This is a genomic window from Pseudomonas sp. 7-41 (assembly GCF_021233075.1).
GTDB lineage: Bacteria > Pseudomonadota > Gammaproteobacteria > Pseudomonadales > Pseudomonadaceae > Aquipseudomonas > Aquipseudomonas veronii.
Genome location: NZ_CP089551.1, coordinates 6,103,155 through 6,122,617, shown reverse-complemented (window position 1 = coordinate 6,122,617; position 19,463 = coordinate 6,103,155). Strand labels below are relative to the sequence as shown.

Annotated in this window: 17 protein-coding genes; 10 read left to right on the top strand and 7 right to left on the bottom strand. The window is 57.9% G+C overall.

All coding sequences use genetic code 11. The features are described from left to right. Positions 1 to 49: 49 nt before the first annotated feature. The 3 genes from LQ249_RS27875 to LQ249_RS27865 form a co-directional block, all read right to left on the bottom strand. Positions 50 to 421: a MerR family transcriptional regulator gene (locus tag LQ249_RS27875; protein WP_057005484.1), complete on the bottom strand. Its 372-nt coding sequence runs from the start codon at positions 419 to 421 to the stop codon at positions 50 to 52. After that, on the bottom strand, positions 360 to 1,004 hold the full coding sequence (locus LQ249_RS27870; protein ID WP_046381898.1) for an NAD(P)H-dependent oxidoreductase: 645 nt from the start codon (positions 1,002 to 1,004) through the stop codon (positions 360 to 362). The genes LQ249_RS27875 and LQ249_RS27870 overlap by 62 nt, the downstream gene beginning before the upstream one ends. Positions 1,005 to 1,106: 102 nt before the next feature. Next, positions 1,107 to 1,385, bottom strand: a complete 279-nt coding sequence (locus LQ249_RS27865; protein WP_442962248.1) for a hypothetical protein — start codon at positions 1,383 to 1,385, stop codon at positions 1,107 to 1,109. A gap of 128 nt (positions 1,386 to 1,513) precedes the next feature. On the opposite strand from LQ249_RS27865, the gene LQ249_RS27860 reads away from it, so the two are divergent. The 4 genes from LQ249_RS27860 (at position 1,514) to LQ249_RS27845 (ending at position 6,206) form a co-directional block, all read left to right on the top strand. After that, on the top strand, positions 1,514 to 1,771 hold the full coding sequence (locus tag LQ249_RS27860; protein WP_232566043.1) for a hypothetical protein: 258 nt from the start codon (positions 1,514 to 1,516) through the stop codon (positions 1,769 to 1,771). A 135-nt stretch (positions 1,772 to 1,906) separates the two neighbouring features. Beyond that, positions 1,907 to 2,782, top strand: coding sequence for a DUF745 domain-containing protein (locus LQ249_RS27855; protein ID WP_046482516.1), 876 nt, complete (start codon positions 1,907 to 1,909; stop codon positions 2,780 to 2,782). 75 nt (positions 2,783 to 2,857) lie between these two features. Continuing rightward, positions 2,858 to 4,474: a GTPase gene (locus LQ249_RS27850; protein ID WP_232566042.1), complete on the top strand. Its 1,617-nt coding sequence runs from the start codon at positions 2,858 to 2,860 to the stop codon at positions 4,472 to 4,474. Then, the gene (locus LQ249_RS27845; protein WP_046482512.1) at positions 4,461 to 6,206 is read left to right on the top strand and encodes a LeoA/HP0731 family dynamin-like GTPase; all 1,746 of its coding nucleotides are present in this window, start codon (positions 4,461 to 4,463) and stop codon (positions 6,204 to 6,206) included. Before LQ249_RS27850 ends, LQ249_RS27845 begins: the two co-directional genes overlap by 14 nt. 51 nt (positions 6,207 to 6,257) lie before the next feature. On the opposite strand, the gene ycaC is transcribed toward LQ249_RS27845, so the two are convergent. The 4 genes from ycaC to LQ249_RS27825 all read right to left on the bottom strand — a co-directional run bounded on the left by ycaC (position 6,258) and on the right by LQ249_RS27825 (position 10,745). Further along, complete coding sequence (gene ycaC / locus LQ249_RS27840) at positions 6,258 to 6,893, bottom strand: isochorismate family cysteine hydrolase YcaC (RefSeq protein WP_232566041.1); 636 nt, start codon at positions 6,891 to 6,893, stop codon at positions 6,258 to 6,260. Positions 6,894 to 7,140: 247 nt separating this feature from the next. After that, positions 7,141 to 8,361: an MFS transporter gene (locus LQ249_RS27835; protein ID WP_057005489.1), complete on the bottom strand. Its 1,221-nt coding sequence runs from the start codon at positions 8,359 to 8,361 to the stop codon at positions 7,141 to 7,143. Further along, positions 8,358 to 9,482, bottom strand: coding sequence for a GNAT family N-acetyltransferase (locus tag LQ249_RS27830; protein ID WP_057005490.1), 1,125 nt, complete (start codon positions 9,480 to 9,482; stop codon positions 8,358 to 8,360). The genes LQ249_RS27835 and LQ249_RS27830 overlap by 4 nt, the downstream gene beginning before the upstream one ends. A gap of 15 nt (positions 9,483 to 9,497) precedes the next feature. Beyond that, positions 9,498 to 10,745, bottom strand: coding sequence for an aminotransferase class I/II-fold pyridoxal phosphate-dependent enzyme (locus LQ249_RS27825; protein ID WP_200806983.1), 1,248 nt, complete (start codon positions 10,743 to 10,745; stop codon positions 9,498 to 9,500). A gap of 220 nt (positions 10,746 to 10,965) precedes the next feature. Between LQ249_RS27825 and LQ249_RS27820 the strand changes: the two genes are divergently transcribed. From LQ249_RS27820 to rbbA, 6 genes are all read left to right on the top strand, one after another. Further along, on the top strand, positions 10,966 to 11,664 hold the full coding sequence (locus LQ249_RS27820; protein ID WP_046381909.1) for a response regulator: 699 nt from the start codon (positions 10,966 to 10,968) through the stop codon (positions 11,662 to 11,664). Further along, positions 11,661 to 12,836, top strand: a complete 1,176-nt coding sequence (locus LQ249_RS27815) for a sensor histidine kinase (protein ID WP_046381910.1) — start codon at positions 11,661 to 11,663, stop codon at positions 12,834 to 12,836. Before LQ249_RS27820 ends, LQ249_RS27815 begins: the two co-directional genes overlap by 4 nt. 147 nt (positions 12,837 to 12,983) lie before the next feature. Then, entirely contained in the window at positions 12,984 to 13,835 is an 852-nt protein-coding gene (locus LQ249_RS27810; protein ID WP_052735746.1) for a MipA/OmpV family protein, read from the top strand. Positions 13,836 to 14,177: 342 nt separating this feature from the next. After that, entirely contained in the window at positions 14,178 to 15,650 is a 1,473-nt protein-coding gene (locus tag LQ249_RS27805) for an efflux transporter outer membrane subunit (RefSeq protein ID WP_169865507.1), read from the top strand. A 7-nt stretch (positions 15,651 to 15,657) separates the two neighbouring features. Further along, on the top strand, positions 15,658 to 16,731 hold the full coding sequence (locus LQ249_RS27800) for an HlyD family secretion protein (RefSeq protein ID WP_046381912.1): 1,074 nt from the start codon (positions 15,658 to 15,660) through the stop codon (positions 16,729 to 16,731). Beyond that, positions 16,728 to 19,463, top strand: a complete 2,736-nt coding sequence (rbbA, locus tag LQ249_RS27795; protein ID WP_169865508.1) for a ribosome-associated ATPase/putative transporter RbbA — start codon at positions 16,728 to 16,730, stop codon at positions 19,461 to 19,463. Before LQ249_RS27800 ends, rbbA begins: the two co-directional genes overlap by 4 nt.

Here is a 19,463-nt window from a genome sequence, read left to right as displayed (position 1 = left end):
AATATCAACGGGACGAAAGCGCGACACTAACCTGATTTATATTTATTGTCTAATTTGTACTTATCGTGCAATTCTGGTTTGAGTGTTTAAGCATCGCGTCAAACTCGACCAGCCCGGCCTGCATCTTCTGCAGTGCCGCCATCTGCAGCGCCAGCTCCTCCTGCTTGCGGGCAATCGCCTGGCTCGCGCGCGCCCAGGGCAGCGCGTCGCCCTGGTGCCCGTGCAAAATGGCCTGTAGCTCCTTGAGCTTGAAACCCAGTTGCTGAGCACACTTGATCAACATCAGCAGCTCGACACTCTGCGCCGAATAGACCCGATACCGCCCCGCTCTCTGCGGGCTGGGAAGCAGGCCGATCGCTTCATAGTGACGAATCGCCTTGATGGTCGTGCCCGACAGTTGCGCCGCTTTGCCGATGAACATGAAAACGCCCTTTTCCAAATAATCCGCCGGCCCGCGTCAGCCAACGAGCGCGTTGCGCGGGCGTGGAACCCAGCACCGGCCCGAGCAACAAGGTCTTGGTCACCGTTATGCCGCAAAACGCCAGCGTCGTCTTGCGCATCTGATGAATACCCGGCATGCGGTAGAACCAGCGGTAATACCATGGCGGCGTATCGAGCGTCACCAGCAAGTGCGCGGTTCGGCCATGCAGCAGCTTGTCAGGAAATGCCTTGCCTGCACGGTACTTGAAGGCGAAGCCGGGTAGGAAAACTCTATCGATAAAGCCCTTCATCAACGCCGGAATACCACCCCACCAAATCGGCAAGACAAACGCCAAATGGGTGGCCCACAGGATATCTGCCTGGGCACCGAGCAAATCGGCTTCCAGGGCTTGAATGTCGGTGTAACCGTGATGCAGCACCGGGTCGAAAGCCAGCGTGCCCAGCCGTAGGACGCGTACTTCATGGTCGGCGTTTTTGGCCGATTGGATGTAGGTGTCCGCCAGTGCCGAACAGAAACTGGTGCTGGAGGGATGGCCGAGGATGACCAGAATGCGCTGAGCCATGGGGATGAGTCCTGAAACGGGGTTGCAGGGTAGGGGCTGCCGTATAGGGGAGAGTCAAGGGCAATAGCGCGATGCGGCTTGCCCCACGTTTTGCCCGGTTACTCATAAAACCCCGGTCTCAAGTGCTTGAGATTCGTCACCGATGAACAGCGGCTGGAACGTTTTGCTTGGCACGTAGCCGGTTATTTTTTTGTCATGTGTAAGGTTTTGAGGCGCATGTTCGGTGATGTGCATATTGATGTCGTTGGCGGCCTGCCGGCGTTTGCTACCAACGCTCTGGATCAAGTGCCCCGTGGTCTGCCGGCCCTCCTGCCGGGCGCCAATCTCGATCAAGCAGTGGCGAAGTGCCAGTCCCGAGCAAACCTGTTCAATGGAATGCATGCGTTCCATCCCCTCGTGACGTGTGCGAATACTTTACCTGTATAAGTCTACATTCTAGACCTGTCGTCTATTGCTACATATCGTGTGGCTGTCGTTTAAACAAATCGAGTACACGCAAGGAAGTACGCATGACTATGGCAGAAGCAGTGTCGACAGGGGCATTGGTAGTGTTGGGGAGCATCCTGCTGGTGCTCCTGTTGCAATACTTGAGGCTGCGTGAACTCTGGAAAATGGCGCTTACCTGCCGCCGGAACGCGCGCTGGGGGCGGATCTATGAGGCTGAGAACCGGGAGTTGCGTTCTGCGCTGCGCGCTGAGAAGGCGCATATCAAGCAGTTGCAGAGGAAGGTGGGGATTTTGCAGGGGATGATTGCGCAGGAAGAGTAGGCTGGGAACGTCTTAGCCGGACCGCCGCTAATTGGATCTTGCAGTGTACTGCCGATCAACTTGACACCGATGATGGCAAAATGCAACTTAGCCACCTGAAGCGTAGTACACCTGGATACATTATTAAGGGACGATATGAGTAAGGCTCAGGATTTCTCCAAGCTGTATGCGCGTGTGGCGAGTGATATCGCCACTGCACTGGAAGACGTTTCCAGGCTTGATGTCAGTAACGACAAGGGCAATGCCCACCTCGCCAGCGTTAAAGAAAAACTCGGCGAAATGAAGTTGCGGTTCGACTCCGAGATTACCTATCTCGAGAAACATGCCGAGTGGGACAACTTCACCATCGCCTTCTTCGGCGAAACAAACGCTGGGAAAAGCACGATCATTGAAAGCCTGCGCATTCTGTTTGAAGAAAAGAAACGCCAGGCGCTGATCAAAAGAAACCAGGCCACCGTCAGTGATATCCAGGCGGTGTTCTCGGAGAAAAGCGACGCGCTTATTGACGAACTCAGTACGCGTTATGTCAGCTTCTGCGAAGACGTTGCCGCGCTGGGGGACGACATTGGCGCCCTGGTCAACCAGACCCAGCGCGACCTGTTAAGCACCCGCCAGCAACTTGAGCATACCCAGCAGGATTACACCTTCTGCAAAGAGCGGCTTAATCATGCCCAGAGCGATTTGGATAACACGCGCCAAGCGCTGCAAGGCACCGAAACGCGCCTGAGTGAAAGCCAGAGCATGCTGGGCCAGGTCCGGGGTGAACTGCAACAGGTTGGTCAGCAGTTACAAGGCGCACGCAGCGACTGCCAGCGCAGTCAGCAGCAACTGACGGAGCAAAGTGCTCAGTTGCAAGCCAGCCAATCGCAATTGCTCGAAAGTCAGCGCCAGGCTGAGGTTGCGCGCATTGCTTCAGAGCGGCGTGCAACAGTGAAACTGGTGATCGGTCTGGCCGTGGGTTTGGCGTTCGGTGTCATCGCGGGAGTCTTGGGTTACGCCCAATTGCTTTAAGGTCGGCGTCTTTTTGCCCGGCACTTATTTCTCATTCGTCGACTCCCGGACACCACCATGCGCGAACAACATTCCTTGAGCGAGTTGGTCAGCGACAGGCTGCCGACCCTGCTGAAACAGCAGAAAGAACTGGAGCGCCTGCAGCGCTGTGCCGAACAGATCGACGGTGAAATCGTCGGGACTGGTCGTGCGGATTTCACCCAGGATAATGTGATCTACGAGTTCAACCATCAGGGCAAGAGCTTCCACCTGATCGACGTTCCCGGTATCGAGGGTAACGAAAGCAAGTATGAAAAGATGGTCCAGGCGGCTATCGCCAAGGCCCACCTGGTGTTTTACGTCAACGGTACCAATAAGAAACCGGAGGCCGAGACGGCCCAAAAGATCAAACACTACCTCAACCGTGACGCCAAGGTTTACGCCATCTGCAACCTGCGCGGCAAGGCGGACTCCTATGAGTTCGACACCGATCGCGAGTCGCTGGAGCGTACCCACAAGGACGCACTCGCAACCCGCCAGCAGACCCGCGAGGTGCTCGAAGACATTCTCGGCGCCGAATTGGTCAGTGGTTGCCAGAGTCTGCAAGGGTTGCTCGGCCTGACCGGCGTAGCATTTGATGAGCGCGGCCTGACCAGTATCCACCCCAGCCGTACTGACCTGCTGAAGTCGCAACGAGCCTATCAGCAGGACTTCTCCAGCCGCCAAGCTATGCGCAGTTTCAGCCAGCTGGACCAGTTGCACGAAGTCATCGGCCAGGCGTGCGCCAACTTTGAGGTTGATATCGTTGAAAGCAACAAGCGCAAAGTGCTGCGTTTGCTGCAAGACACCGTGAATGATCTGAAGAAACAACGGGATGAGCACCAGGCATTTTCCGACAAGATCAGTGCGGAAATCCTAGAGTGTCAGAAATCCATTCGGCTCAGTTTTGAAGAGCTGAAAACCAGCTTCACCAAACGCCGCAGCAATGCCCTCGGTATTTTTTTCAATGACCTGAGTAGTGCCGCACGTGCAGCGGTCGAAGAGCACTTCAGTGATAAGGATGAAGTAGAGCGGGTGATCCAGGTACACGTCAGTGCGGGCCAAGAACAGCTTGCCAAACGTCTGGAAGAGAGCCAGGAAGAGGTTCTGCAGCAACTGTCACAAAATATTGAGCGGGCACTCAAGCGTCTGCAAGAGAACGCGGAGCGGGTTAGTTTTCAACAACGCTTGAACACCGCGGCCAGTAGTTCAATTTCGCTATCCAGCGCGATGGATGCAATCGACTTCAACTTTTCCGACTTCGGCGGCTTCCTACTGAGTATCGGAGGGTATGCCGCGAGTGGTTTCACGATCGGTACGTTCTTCTTCCCTGGGGTGGGTAACATCATTGGCGCCGTGATCGGCGGTGTCGTCGGAATCCTTGCCGCAGGGTTGAGTTACCTCTTCGGCGGACGCAACAAGAAGATCACCGAAGCACAAGCCAATATCACCGAAGCCATCAAGAAAGAACGCGTTGCGAGCGAAAAGACGTTCGAACGGGATACCCAGGCCATGCTGGAGCAAATCAAGACCCAGATTGAAGGCTCAACCCTGAGCCCGCTGGATGATGAGCGTCGCAAAATGGCTGACGTCGGCGCCTTGTTCGACGAAAAAATTGCCTCTATCCAGGCGTTGAAAAATCAAGTGGAAGCTAAGCCCCATGGAACAATTTAAGCAGTTCAACGCCAGCAAGACCGAGGTGATTCACTCGCTCGACAACCTCCAGAACCTGGTAGGTGAGCTGGAGAAACTGGGGTTGGACGTGGCCCAGGATATCGACAAGATCAAAAAAGCCATTGGTGATGTCCAGGCCGATACGCTGCGCATCGCCCTGCTGGGCGCGTTCTCCGATGGCAAGACCAGTGTAGTTGCCGGCTGGTTGGGCCAGGTGATGAAGGACATGAAGATCGACACAAACGAGTCTTCGGACGCGCTCGCGATCTACCGGCCCGAAAACCTGCAAGACCGCTGCGAAATCGTCGATACCCCCGGTCTTTTTGGTGACAAGGAAAAAACCGCGGAAAACGGTGCTCTGATCCAGTACGGCGATATCACCAAGAACTACATCTCCGAAGCACATCTGATTTTCTACGTGGTCGATGCGACGAACCCACTCAAGGAAAGCCACCAGGACATCGTCCGCTGGGTATTGCGTGACCTCAATAAATTGAGCTCGACCATCTTCATCATTAATAAGATGGATGAAGTGGCCGACTTGCGCGACGCTGAAGAATTTCAGCAACAAAGCACCATCAAGAAGACCAACCTACTCGACAAACTACAGCGTTTTGTTGACTTGACACCCGCCGAGCGCAAAGCTGTCAACGTGGTCTGCGTCGCGTCCAACCCCAACAGTCGTGGTCTGGAGTTTTGGCTGGAACAAAAGGATCTGTATGACCAGCGTTCGCGGATCAACGAGCTTAAACGAGTGACCCAACACGTTCTTGACGGCAGCGGGCGTGAAACCCTGATCAAGAAAACCGGAATCGATGTGGTCCGTGATGTGCTGGGCAAAAAAATCAGTGTCGCCAAGGATGAACTGATCAGGTTCGAACTTCTTGCTGCCAACCAGCGTCGTGACTCGGCACGTATTCAGGAAGATATTGACGAAGGCAAACGCAAAGTCCTGGCCACCGTCGGTAATCTTTACCAGGAGCTCAGTAACCTGGAAAAAGACCTGCTCAACAGCATTCGCACCTTGCCGCGTGATCAGGTTCATGCCTTTCTTGAAGCGGAAATCGGCTTCACCAAGAACGACATCGGAGAGAAGTTGCGATTCCGCATCGACCTCCTGTTCAGCACTGCATTCAACCAGTCCTCGACCATCATGAATGGCATCAGTGCCAGCATCGAACATCAGTTGGACTGCTCGTCGGACTTTGCCGACAGCATCACTGCATCGGCCTTATCTGCCTCTAGCAGGGCGTTGAGTGCTGTCTCGAAGATCCCGGTCGAAAGCATTAAGAACGGCGTGTTCCTTGCCCGTGAAACCCTCAAGAACCTCACCGGATATGTCTACAAGTTCAAACCCTGGGAAGCCACCAAACTGGCCGCCAACATCAGCCGCTGGGCGGGGCCCATCGGCGCGGGCATCCAGGTACTGACCGACGTCATCAGCGTTGCCCAGCAGCAGCGCGCGGAAACCGAACTCAAACAACTGCAGAATGACCTTGCCGAAGTGGTCAAGAGCCACTTCGCTGAACCCATGAAACTGCTCAAAGACCACGACAAGGTGATGGAAATCTTTGCACCGCAGATCAAGGGGTTCGAGAAGATTCTAGTGGAACAAGAAGGCAACCTTGAGCATTTGCGCAAACGTCAAGCGCAACTGACAGAGGTGGAAACGCACCTGAGCCAAGCGTTTGGTTCAAGTGAGGTGATTGAAGGGGAGTATCGGGTGATTTGACGACATGAGCCTGGCCAGCGGTGCTGGTCAGGCTTGTCCTGACAGGCGGCCTTACTGAGCCTGCTGCGCCGTCAGCGCCGCATAACCATTCATCAAGTTGCGATAGTTCGGAATACGCTGGGACAACAGATTGCCCAGGCCTTCGATATCGTTGCGCCAGTCGCGATGCAGCTCACACGCCACCGAAAACCAGTTCATCATCTGCGCACCGGCCTGCGTCATCCGGCTCCACGCCGCCTGTTGCACCGTGGCATTGAAGGTGCCCGAAGCATCCGTCACCACAAATACATCAAACCCCTCCGCCAGCGCCGACAACGTCGGGAACGCCACGCACACGTCCGTCACCACACCGGCAATGATGATCTGCTTACGCCCGGTGGCCTTGATCGCCTTGACGAAGTCTTCGTTGTCCCACGCATTGATCTGGCCAGGGCGAGCGATGTACGGCGCGTCCGGGAACATCTCCTTCAACTCCGGCACCAGCGGGCCGTTAGGGCCTTGCTCGAAGCTGGTGGTGAGGATCGTCGGCAGGTTGAAGAACTTGGCCAGGTCCGCCAGGGCCAGCACGTTGTTCTTGAACTCGTTGGGCGAGAAGTCCTGCACCAGGGAGATCAGGCCGGTCTGGTGGTCGACCAGCAGGACTACGGCGTCGTCTTTGTTCAAGCGGTTGTAGGTTGGCGTGCTCATGGTTGAATCCTTTTTTGTTTAAGTGGGTTGGGCGTTGCGTTCAACATGGGCACAGATTAATGGGCGGGACGTGGGGGATAAATCGGCTGGGAGGCGTCTTACTGTCAACTTAAAAGGGACAATTGGTTGAGCTACCCGCAGTATCGGTCCTTTTCACTTGCGGGATGTTTCCTAGAGAACTCCAGGAGCGGTATGAGGGTGTTCTTCAAAAGAGCGGGCGTCAGTGCTCTGCGTGATTAACGGTGTTCTATTCGAGCTCCACCTTTTTCAGGTGAAGCCAGGCTGTACTCACCTTCATCACAATGACCCCCAACAGCAGCAAGCCGGTGAGCGTCATGGCGAGCCCTTGCAGCAAGATGTTTGCCGGTACCTTATCGGCCACGACGCCTGTCAGCATGACCGAAACAAGAAAGGCCGCGCCTGTGCCGGTATCCAGCAATGCAATCACACGGGCATAGAAATCCCCAGCAACCTGCTGATAGATGCGCAACAGGCTCAGGGTAATGACCAGCCCCTCCGCCAGCCCCGTCACAGCCACCAACGGCAATGCCAAACCGAGGCTGTCGACTTTCGATACAACCCAGATAGAGGCACATATCAGGGTCAGACTGATCAACATCCATGCGCCATATTGCTGCCCGACACGGGGCCATGACGACAAAGCAAGTCCAGCCAGCATGCCGACACCATAGGCGCCGAACAGCAACCCGACATCGGCCGGTGGACGCTCCAGCACCTGGACCACATAGACAAGCGCAAGAATCTCAAAACTGCCAAGGGCCAGCATCACCAGCATACTGGCCGTCATGGGCAGTATCAGGCTGGTTCCATAGCGTGAAACCGCCGTGCGCAAATCGCGCCAGATACCTACTTCATCGGCCTGCTCCCGCTTGACATGGGACGAGGGCAACAACACACACAAGACACTGGCGATGAGCAGCAGCACGCCAATTACCACAACCGCCACCCCATGCCCGTAGTGGCTGGCCAGCACGCCAGCCAACAGCGTACCGATGGCCATCCCTGACATGCGCGCGGCCATGATGATGGCGTTGGCAGCGGGTAGCCTATCTGCCGAAACCAGGCTGGGTAACAAGGCACTGGCACCCGGCACGAAGAACCGGTTGCATGTCGCCGCCAGGGCAGCAATGGCAAGGATCGGGATAAGCTGCCCACGCATCGCCGGCAGCAAGAGTGCCAGGATGATGAACAGACGCGCCACACAGGCCCAGACCAGTACCCGTTTGAGATCGGTGCGATCGGCCACTGCACCGGCCCATGCGCCGAACAGCAGCATCGGGATCAACTCGCATATGACCAGCAACATGATGTTGAACGCCGACTGGGTCAGATCGAATACCACGATCTGCAGCAGTACGATCAGCATCCAATCCGCCACCGAAATCACCCATTGCAGACCGGTCAAGAGCAAAAGACCGGCGCCATGTTTGTGTAGCAGCCGCTTCACCGCTGGTCTTCCACAGTCAGGTTTTCCTGCGCGAGCTTGTCCTGGTCGTGCTTGAGCACAAATCGATGCAGGATCATGCGAAGCAGTCGTCCGAGCCACTTGGGATTGGCTTGCATCCAGGCGTAACAGGCTTGCAGGCGACAGCCCATTTCGACTTTGCCCTGCTCGTTGGAAATACCAAAGTTAATGCTGCGCAGTCCTTTGCCGATGGCGTGGCGAACGATGTGGTAGCCCATTGCGCGGTGGATGGACAGGCGACTCGTTGCCTCCAGATCCACGCCGCAATAGGTGGATTCCAGATGGTCGCCCAGAACAAAACAGAGGTCGAACGCATCAATGCGTCCTTCCTTGCGCAGCAGCAACCACACCGCATGGTCGAGCTGGCTCATTTGCAGAAAGAAATCTTCGGTGACCATGATCTGGTCAGGCGAGTGATGTTTGCGATACAGCTGTAACCATAAGGCGTGCAAGCGCTGCGCTTCATCAGTCGACAGTGCCTGACCCTCGCGAATGTCGAGACAGTAGCCTGCCTTTTCAAGCGACCGCAGATCACGGCGTATGCTTTTGCGCTTGGGGTGCTGCTCCAGATACTGCTCAAAGTCTGTCCAGGGCAGCTCCAAATGCGCGCAGCTGTAGAGCTTGTCGAGCGCCTGCTTGTGGAGGTAATCGGATGTCGGAAAATCCCGCCCGACGAACAGTCGGACGCCGCGCTTGATTGACGCCCGCTCCAGCGCAGCCACCAGACCATATCGCAGGCTTATGGAATTCGCAGTCACCGCTAACATCAGCGGCAACCCCGTATTGACCGGCGTTCCCAGGGTTGTGACGCGCAATGACATCCCATATGGCAGATGAATCCGCCATAGGGTGGCTACAGCAGCGCCGACCAGTTCACCGTTTGAAATGGCCAGCGCATAAAGGTACTGGCATTCCAGGCCGCTGGCCTCCAGGGCAGCCATATACTCATGGCTGCAAAACTGATGAGGCTTGCACAGTTGATTCCAGGACGTTCGGTCAATCGTCGCAATCGAGTCCTTGATTTCAATATGTTCCGCCGCCCAAGTGGTGTCATTTGTGCTGGCCGGCAAGCCGACCCGCACCACCTGTTCCATGCGTGTCATATGCGACTTCCTGACCTAGTTCGCTGCCGCTAGCAGGCTCTCGCCCAATCGACTGGATGAATCATCGCAACCGAGCAGATTTTCCAGGCTTTGGGCAAACCTCTCGATTTCCGCGTCGGTGTGGTGCCGGTGCAGGATCAGCCGTATCAGTGCCTGATTGGGCTTGACCGCCGGATAGCGGAAGATCGGTACGCAGAAGCCTTGTTGCTCCAACTGCTCCCGAACTTGCTCGGCCTTGCTGTCCTTGCCGATCAACACGGAGGTGATGTAAGACGGTGTGCTATTGAGCTGCAGGCCACCGTCAAGCAATCGCAGGCGAAACGCCAGGCTTCTGCGCAGGAAGTCATCCATGATGGAAGGGTCGCGCTTGAGGCGCTCGATGATGGATGCCGCTGCGTCTGCCGTTGGCGGTTGAATGGCGGCTGTGAAGATCGACGTTCCACTCAGTACTTCAAAGGCGTCGATGTACTCCGCGTTGGCGCTGATCGCACCGCCTTCCAGGCCAACTGATTTCGATAATGAGATCATGATGAAATCGGCGCGGCGAAGGTGCTGGAACTCTTCGTAGAAATTGCGCTGCGGCTCGCCATACACCATGAAGCCATTGGCGTCGTCGATATAGCTCAGGGCATTGAATCGTTCACACAGATCCAGGATCGTACCGATAGGCGCCACGCTCCCGTCGGAGGAGTAGACACTTTCGAAAACCACAATGGCCTTTCGATCTCCGATATTTTGCAGAACACGTTCAAGGTCGGCCACATCGTTATGCTTGAACGACAGCAGCGATTCGCCGTACTTAAGGTGCGCGGCGGCTTTCCAGAGACTCCAGTGGCAATCACGGTCAAAGATCAGCACGGCATCGCGGTTGTCAATGCCGCTGCTGGGGGAGAAATTGAACTTCGCTGTCATGGCATTGATGAAGCCAAGGTTGGCCAGCATGCCTGAGGCAAACGTGAGTGTTTTGTCTTTGCCATGATGCTCGCTGAGCAACGTTTCCAATCGGAAATGTGGCTCGCAGACACCCTGCGTCGCCCGCGACCCACCGGTGGAAAGCCCATAGCGTTTGACCGACTCACAGAACGCATCGAGCACTTGCGGGTCCTGTTGCCAGCCGAGGTAGTTGATCCCCGAAAAATTCACATACGGCAGGCCATTGCGCGTGATGCGCGAACCAGACATTCCTTCCATCAGGACCGGCTCGCGCAGGAACCCTTCTGACACCGACGACTCAACGAAGCGCTGAAAACCCCAGCGATCCACATTTGGTGATATTTCCATATGTCCCTCCTCCATTCATCCTGATTGCCAACACTTGATAGAACTTGACAAATTTCAAAAAATAAGCTTGTCGATTTTGTTTCAAGTGGTAGCGTTTAGTCGTCTCAACGATTTACGGCCGCATTCAGAAGCGCAATTATCGTTGCACCGAAATATCAAGTAACGATCAACAAGCCATCAAGATCGCATGAAGGAGTGACCTGTGAGTTTAGGACGAGTACTGATCGTCGAGGATGATTTCGATGGGGCTGAAGTACTGGAGGCCTATCTTGGCCGGGATGGATTCCAGACGCGACATGCAGCAGATGGCCATAAAGCCTTGGACTACCACGCGCGTTGGCGGCCGGATCTGGTGCTGCTGGACATCATGTTGCCGGGACTCAGCGGCAACGAGGTTTTGACTGCCATTCGCCAACACTCAGCGACCCCAGTCATTATGGTGACCGCTGTTGGGCACGAACCCAGCCGCATCAACTCCCTGCTGTACGGTGCTGATGACTATGTGGTCAAACCCTACAACCCAGGGGAAGTGGTTGCTCGCGTGCATGCGGTGCTGCGGCGTTGGCGTGGGGGTGGTCAGGGTCAGTCGACCTTGCTACGGCATAATCACTTGGTCATTGATTTGAATGCGGCACTGGCGACCATTGAAATCAATGGCACCAATCAACCCCTGGAGTTGACGCGCACCGAGTTCAATCTACTGTCCATGATGATGGCCGCGCCATCGCGCATGTACACACGTGCCGAGCTGCTCGCCAACTGTCTGCCCGAAAGTGATGCGATGGAGCGAGTGGTCGATGCCCACCTGTACAACCTGCGACGCAAGCTGGAGCGAGTAGGCATTCACGATGTCGTTCTGACGGTGCGGGGGCTGGGGTATCGCTTCAGCAATCCGGCATGAGCACGGCAAAGAACGGACTCTCCCGCCAACTCTGGTACTGGATCAGCCTGCGCATGATCGGCCTGGCACTGGCGGCCATGCTGGTGGTGGGGGCTGGCATGTGGTTACGCTTCTTCTCGTGGGAAACCAAACTGCGAAACGCACTGCCCGAGGCCGTGCGCCAGGAACTCAAGGTCCTGGAAGTCGACCATGCCGCCAATGCCGAGCGCCTGCGTGAAATCTATGGGCAATACCTCTATGGCGATTACTTCACGCCAGAGGTCCTCCGGGCGGACCTGCTGTGGTTCAGCGGGCTGGCGCTGATTGCGCTCCCCCTGATTATCGGCGGCGGCATCTGGGTCTCGTTGCGCCTGTCGCGCCAACTCAGCGCCGTTGCGATCTCGGCAATGCACATCGCTGGCGGAGACTTCCGGTCACGAGCAGGCAACGTGCGCGATGCCCCCGCAGCGCTGTATAGCCTGATGGCCGATTTCAACCACATGGCTGAGCGCCTGGAGCGGCAGGAGCGGGAATTACAGGCATCCAGCGCCGCCATCGCCCACGAGCTGCGCACGCCCCTCACCGCTGCCAAGGGGCGGCTACAGGGTCTGATCGATGGCGTATTCGAGGCCTCGCCGCAACAGTTGGTCATGATCATGCGACAGCTTGATCAGCTCAATCGGCTCATTGATGATCTGTACTTATTGTCGCTGGCCACAGCCGACCAGTTGCAACTGATGCCCTCAAGCTTCGCACTCAAGTCCCTGATGGAAGAGCGAGTGGCTTGGGCGGCGCCACGCTTGCAACAGCAACCGGTGAACATCGTCCTCGACTGTCCGGACGGTTTGATGTTGATCGCCGATCGCGACCGCTTAGGCCAGGTACTGTCGATCCTGCTCGACAATGCCCTGTGCTACGCAGCATCCGGGGGGTATCTGGCGCTGCGGGCCAGCAAGCGGCAAGACCGGGTGCTGCTCGACGTCGAGGATGCTGGCCCGGGCTTCGCACCGGAGCATATCGAGCGCTCGTGCGACCGTTTCTGGCGTGCCGAACATTCGCGCTCTCGCCATGCAGGCGGCAGCGGGCTGGGGCTGTCGGTGGCAGTCGCTATCTGCCAAGCCCATAGTGGCAAGTTGAGTGTCCATAATCGTGCCGAGGGCGGCGGTCGCATCCATATCGAGTTGCCAGGCTGACTCAAGGCGAAGGCTGCGCCAGCCTGAAAGCGGGCGCAGGCAAAACCTGGTCCGTTGTCCTTGACGAAGTCTTCACCGTTTCTTGGCGCGACCTTGAATCGAAGGCGGCTCACTACCGGGGTACTGAACCTCAAAGGATGAACCGCCATGAGCAAGCCCGTTTCTCGATACAAACACAAGCAACACATGACCAGCGCTGTCTCGGTTTTCATTACCGGCAGCCTCTGCTTGCTGATGCCGCTGAAAAGCCAGGCCCAGCAGCAAGTCGCTGACGTATCCACCCGCTTGTTTGGCGAAAAAACCGAGGTCACGGTGGGACTGGGTGCCGCCTATACCCCTCGCTATCTGGGCGCAAAACAATCGCGAGCCATGCTGGTGCCGACACTGAGTATTTATCGCGGCATTTTCTTTGCCGATTCCATGCGCGGCCTTGGCGCGGAATACCTGACTCAGAGCGGGTTTTACTCCAGCGTGGCAATCGGCTACGACTTTGGCCGTACTGATGAAGACAGCGTTTGGCGCCCTGGCTCCAAGCGACTCCAGGGGATGGGTGAAGTCACAGGCGCGACCACTGCCACGTTTCAGCTGGCACAGGATCTGACCTCCTGGCTGTCGATCAAGGGTGAAGCAGAGCTGCGCGTTGCTGGTTATAAGCGTGGTAATCGTTACCGGTTGGGCCTGGAAAGCACCGTACTGAAAACGGCAGGTGATGTGATTACCCTTGGCATGAACGTGCATGCCGGGGATAAGCGCTACAACCGCACCTACTTCGGGGTGAGCGATGCCCAGGCCCAGGCTTCCCGGTTCTCTCGTTTCGATGCCGACTCCGGCGTCTATGCCTACTCGTTGTCAGCGGACTGGCAACATAAATTCAATCAGCATTGGGCGATGTTGGTCGGGTTGAATGTCATGGAGTTCCGCGAAGAGGCGAACAAAAGTCCTGTGGTGGAAGAAAAAACCGGCGTCACCAGTTTTGCCTCATTGCACTATTCATTCTGAGGCGAATAGACATCCACCGTGCGCTTACGTAGACAGCTCATCCCGGCGCGGAGGCCAGGGTGCCGGAAACTGATTTGGTTGGCCTGCACCGTGGCGGCAGTCTTGTTATTGGTGGCGGGCGCTTGGCTGCTCATGAGCGAGCCGCCCATTTCAGTGCTGACGACACCGCTACAGCCTCCAAAATAATCTCAGACGCTCAAGGCGAGGTTGCGCCGTGGGCGTCTGTTCCGCAGACCGGTATTTGGCCGCACTTGATGAAATCTTGATTAAACCTTGAAAGACGATTGACGCGTGAAGAGCACACTTCCCTCCATGCCTCCTCTGGATCGGAAACTTCACGCCATGTCACGACAGTGCAATGCAGCATTTGTGGTGGTGCTGCTATCAGGCTGCACTACGCTAATACCGCCGTATACAACCCCCGACAACAGCACCTTGCCTGCGCATTACCAGCAAAGGAGCGGTAAAAAATCCGAGGATGCCGCACTAACCTCGGCGGCCGATAAAACCTGGCAGAGCTATTTTCCAGATCCTCATCTACAGGCTTTGATCCGCCAGGCGCTGCTTCACAACCACGACCTGCGCAGTGCCGCTTTGCGGGTTCGGCAAGCACAGGCGGCCTACCGCATCGAGCGCAGCGCCCTGACGCCCACGGTTGCCCTGGGAGTCGATGCGAAACGCTCGCGCACGCCTGCAGATCTGACGGAAATCGGTCAGACCTCGACGGGCAACGAATTCAAGGCAGGTGTGGGTATCAGCAGTTGGGAGATCGACTTCTGGGGACGTATCACCAGCCTGAACGAAGAAGCCTTGCAGCAATTCCTGGCGACCCAGGCCGGGCATCAGGCAGTGACGATCAGCCTGGTGGCGCAGGTGGCCGACGCCTGGATTAGCCTTCGCGAGCTGGATAAGCGCCTGCACCTGGCTAATGTCGCTCAGGCCAACCAGAGCGAATCGCTGCGCATCTTCACACGTCGGTTCGAGATGGGGTCAGTGACCAAGCTGGAACTGACCCAGGTGCAGACGCTGCTGACCCAGGCCGAGGCATTGACGCTGCAACTGCAACAGCAACGTGACCTGCAACACAATGCCGTGAATCTGCTGGTCGGACAGGTTGACCTCGTCGATGCCAACTACAGGCCTGTCGCCGATCAGACCCTGGTCCAGCCCCTGGATGCCGGCCTGCCATCCGACCTGCTGATCAACCGCCCGGACATCGTCGCAGCAGAGCATCGCCTGCGTGCCGCCAATGCCCATATCGGCGCGGCCCGCGCGGCCTTCTTCCCGCGCATTAGCTTGACCGCTTTCGGCGGCCTGGCCAGCGCAGAACTGAGTGACTTATTCAGCGCAAGCAGCCGTGCCTGGAACTTCGCGCCAAGCCTGTCGTTGCCGGTCTTCGATGGCGGACTGAACCAGGCCAACCTGGATTTGGCGAATGTGCGCAAACACCTTGCCGTCGTTGAGTACGAGCAAACCATCCAGAGCGCCTTTCGTGACGTAGCGGATGCCCTGGCCAACCAGCACTGGCTGCAACAGCAACTATCAGTGCAGCAGCAAGCCGTCGAGATCCAGGAGGAACGCAGTCGGCTGGCGCTCCTGAGCCATGACCGTGGCCGCTCCAGTTTCCTGGAGGTGCTTGACGCCGAACGTGATCGTCTGCAGGCCCAGCAACAAGAGGTACAAGCGCAACACGCACTGCTACGCAACCGGGTGGCGCTGTATGCCGCACTGGGTGGCGGCTCACGGCATGTGCCGAACGCCCCGTTACTCGACCAGCCGTCATCCACCCTGTTTTCAGATATTGCAGAGGAATAACCCAGCCATGAGCGCCTCCATCAAGAAGAAAATCACCGCAGTTGCCATCGTGGCGGCCATTGCCGGTGCGACCTGGATCGGCTGGGACTGGTTCGATCAACGCGCTGTGCCGGACGGTCTGATGGTCAGCAATGGACGCATTGAAGCCACGGAGGTGGACGTGGCCGCCAAATTTAGTGGTCGCGTCGCGCAGATCCTGGCCGATGAAGGTGACGAGGTGCAGGCTGGGCAGGTGTTGGCACACATGCATATCGATTCGCTGCTGGCCCAGATGCGCGAGGCCCAGGCGCAATTGCAACGGGCAGAACATGCCGTGAAGGCCACTCAGGCGCAGGTGAGCATGCGCCGCAGCGAGCAGGCCGCCGCCGAGGCTGTCGTGGTTCAGCGCCATACGGAACTGAATGCCGCCCAGCGTCGACTGGTACGCACCGAGGTATTGGTCAAGGACGGCGCCACAACAGGCCAGGAGTTGGACGATGACCGCGCCAGAGTGGCGAATACCGGCGCTGCGCTCAATGCCGCGCGCGCGCAGGCTAACGCCGCCAGATCGGCCATCGAAGCCAGCGACGCCGAAGTCACCGGCGCAACATCGACCGTCGCGGCAGCGCAGGCCACGGTCGAGCGCATCCAGTCCGAGTTGGACGACAGCACTCTCAAGGCCCCGCGCAGTGGCCGCGTGCAGTATCGCCTGGCCCAGCCCGGCGAAATGCTCAGCGATGGCGGCAAGGTGCTTAACCTGATCGACCTGTCAGATGTCTACATGAGCTTCTTCTTGCCCACCGAAGCCGCCGGGCAAGTGGCCCTGGGCAGTGAAGTGCGCGTCGTGCTGGACACCGCGCCGCACTTGCCGATACCCGCCACGGTCACCTTTGTCTCGCGCCAGGCCCAGTTCACCCCCAAATTCGTGGAGACAGCCAATGAGCGGCAGAAGCTGATGTTCCGGGTCAAGGCTCGGATCGACAAAGCATTGCTGAGCAAGTACCAGGATTATGTAAAGTCCGGCCTGCCCGGCGTTGCCTGGATCAGGACCGATCCTCAGGCCCAATGGCCTGAAGCCTTGCAGCTTAGGGACTTGCCATGAACAGCCTCGCTGAGCCCGTGGTTCGCCTGCGGGACGTAAGCCTGCACTACGGCAAGACCCAGGCGCTGTCGGGCATCACCCAGGACATCCCTGGCGGTTGCATGGTAGGGCTGATCGGCCCGGATGGCGTAGGGAAGTCCAGTCTGCTGTCGTTGCTCTCCGGCGCGCGTCGGGTACAGCAAGGCACAGTAGAGGTGCTGGGCGCCGACATCGCCAGCAAGGCCCACCGCGACCAGATCTGCCCGCGTATTGCCTACATGCCCCAAGGCCTGGGCAAGAACCTGTACCCCACACTGTCAGTGGAAGAAAACCTGCAGTTCATCGCACGGTTGTTCAGTCAAAACGCCAGCGAACGGCGCCGACGCATCGACGATTTGACCCGTAGCACCGGCATGTATCCATTTCTTGCGCGACCCGCCGGGAAGCTTTCGGGGGGCATGAAGCAGAAACTGAGCCTGTGCTGCGCTCTGATCCATGATCCCGACCTGCTGATCCTCGACGAACCCACTACGGGTGTCGATCCGCTGGCGCGCGCGCAGTTCTGGGAACTGATCGCCCGTATCCGTCGCCAGCGAGTCGGCATGAGCGTGATCGTCGCCACCGCCTACATGGATGAAGCTCAAGGCTTTGACTGGCTGGCAGTCATGGATGAAGGTCGGGTGCGGGCCACCGGCACGCCTGCCGAACTGCTCGCACGCACCCATTGCGATTCGTTGGAATCGGCCTTCATCAGTTTGCTGCCGGACGAGAAAAAGCAAGACCATGAGCCCGTGGTCATTCCTCCCTTGCAGACCGACCCGGATGATATCGCCATCCAAGCCCAGGGGCTGACAATGCGCTTCGGCGACTTCACGGCCGTGGATCACGTGAGCTTTCGCATCCGTCGCGGAGAAATCTTCGGGTTTCTCGGCTCCAACGGCTGCGGCAAGAGCACTACGATGAAAATGCTCACCGGCTTGCTACCCGCCAGCGAAGGCCGTGCCTGGCTGTTCGGCAAGGAGATCGACTCTCACGACCTTGCCACACGCAGTCGCGTAGGCTACATGTCGCAATCGTTCTCGCTCTATAACGAATTGACGGTAAAGCAGAACCTGGTCCTGCATGCCAAACTATTCCATGTGCCCGCCACAGAGATCGACGCTCGCGTGCAGCAAATGGCCGGGCGTTTTGAATTGCTGGACGTCATGGATAGCCTGCCGCCTAGCATCCCCATGGGCATGCGCCAGCGCCTATCGCTGGCCGTGGCGATGGTTCACAAGCCCGAACTGCTTATTCTGGACGAGCCGACTTCGGGCGTCGATCCGGTGGCGCGCGACAAGTTCTGGCGCTTGTTGGTGCAACTGTCGCGGCGCGACCATGTGACCATCTTCATCTCCACCCACTTCATGAACGAGGCCGAGCGCTGCGACCGCATGTCGATGATGCATGCGGGCAAGGTGCTCGACAGTGATGCGCCAATGCAGTTGGTGGAAAAACGCGGTGCCGCCAGCCTGGAAGAGGCCTTTATCGGTTATCTGATCGAGGCCGATAACAATGCCGCGCATGTGCCGGATGAGAGCGCTCCCACACAGCACGGCACGGCCGCAACAGCAGCCGAACAGGCTCAGTCGTTCAGCCTGCAGCGTCTACTCAGCTACGCCTGGCGCGAGTCGCTGGAACTGCGGCGCGATCCGGTACGCGCCACACTGGCGCTACTGGGATCGCTGCTGCTGATGTTTGTTATCGGCTATGGCATCAGCACTGACGTCAATGACCTGCGCTACGCCGTGCTTGACCGTGATCAGACCGGCCTGAGCCATGACTACACCCTGGCGCTCTCCGGTTCGCCGTATTTTCTTGAGCGCCCGCCGTTGCACAGTTACGCAGAGCTGGACCGACGCATGCAGACCGGCGAACTGAGTCTGGTCATCGAGATCCCGTCCGGCTTTGCCCGCGACGCGACGCTGGGGCACAACGCCCAGGTCGGTGCCTGGATCAACGGCGCCATGCCCAGCCGCGCCGAAACCGTGCAAGGCTATGTGCAGGGCATGCACCTGCTCTGGCTGACGCAAAAATCCCAGCGATTGAACGGCGAAACCTACACCAACCCGGTCGAAGTGCAGACGCGCTTTCGCTACAACCCGGACATCAAGAGCCTGCCCGCCATCGTCCCGGCGGTGGTGCCATTGCTGCTGTTGATGCTGCCGGCGATGCTGACCGCGCTAGCCGTGGTGCGCGAGAAGGAACTGGGCGCAATCATCAACTTCTACGTCACCCCTGTCACCCGCACCGAGTTCCTGCTTGGCAAGCAACTGCCCTATGTGGCGCTGGGAATGCTGAACTTCCTGTTGATGAGCGTGCTGGCGGTGACCGTACTGGACGTGCCCATGAAGGGCAGCTTTGCCACCCTGGCGCTGGCCACCCTGGTGTTTCTGGTGATCTCCACCGGCATGGGGCTGGTCGCATCGGCCGTCACGCGCAGTCAGATCGCCGCGATGTTCGCTGCGCTGATCGGCACGCTGGTGCCTGCCACCCAGTTCGCCGGACTGACTACACCCGTTTCCTCGTTGGAGGGCATCGGCAAGCTGATCGGCGAAGCCTACCCGGCCACCCACATGTTTCTCATCAGCCGTGGCGTATTCGCGAAGGCTTTGGGGCTGGCTGATCTGCAGCAGTCCTTCATTGCCTTGTTGGTGGCCCTACCGCTGGTGATGGGTCTGGCGATTGCGATGCTGCACAAACAGGAGCGCTGA

Excerpts from the sequence above, each read along its gene's own strand:
- LQ249_RS27875 (WP_057005484.1), bottom strand. The coding sequence starts at position 421 with ATGTTCATCGGCAAAGCGGCGCAACTGTCGGGCACGACCATCAAGGCG.
- LQ249_RS27870 (WP_046381898.1), bottom strand. The coding sequence starts at position 1,004 with ATGGCTCAGCGCATTCTGGTCATCCTCGGCCATCCCTCCAGCACCAGT.
- LQ249_RS27865 (WP_442962248.1), bottom strand. The coding sequence starts at position 1,385 with ATGCATTCCATTGAACAGGTTTGCTCGGGACTGGCACTTCGCCACTGC.
- LQ249_RS27860 (WP_232566043.1), top strand. The coding sequence starts at position 1,514 with ATGACTATGGCAGAAGCAGTGTCGACAGGGGCATTGGTAGTGTTGGGG.
- LQ249_RS27855 (WP_046482516.1), top strand. The coding sequence starts at position 1,907 with ATGAGTAAGGCTCAGGATTTCTCCAAGCTGTATGCGCGTGTGGCGAGT.
- LQ249_RS27845 (WP_046482512.1), top strand. The coding sequence starts at position 4,461 with ATGGAACAATTTAAGCAGTTCAACGCCAGCAAGACCGAGGTGATTCAC.
- ycaC (WP_232566041.1), bottom strand. The coding sequence starts at position 6,893 with ATGAGCACGCCAACCTACAACCGCTTGAACAAAGACGACGCCGTAGTC.
- LQ249_RS27830 (WP_057005490.1), bottom strand. The coding sequence starts at position 9,482 with ATGACACGCATGGAACAGGTGGTGCGGGTCGGCTTGCCGGCCAGCACA.
- LQ249_RS27815 (WP_046381910.1), top strand. The coding sequence starts at position 11,661 with ATGAGCACGGCAAAGAACGGACTCTCCCGCCAACTCTGGTACTGGATC.
- LQ249_RS27810 (WP_052735746.1), top strand. The coding sequence starts at position 12,984 with ATGAGCAAGCCCGTTTCTCGATACAAACACAAGCAACACATGACCAGC.
- LQ249_RS27805 (WP_169865507.1), top strand. The coding sequence starts at position 14,178 with ATGTCACGACAGTGCAATGCAGCATTTGTGGTGGTGCTGCTATCAGGC.
- LQ249_RS27800 (WP_046381912.1), top strand. The coding sequence starts at position 15,658 with ATGAGCGCCTCCATCAAGAAGAAAATCACCGCAGTTGCCATCGTGGCG.
- rbbA (WP_169865508.1), top strand. The coding sequence starts at position 16,728 with ATGAACAGCCTCGCTGAGCCCGTGGTTCGCCTGCGGGACGTAAGCCTG.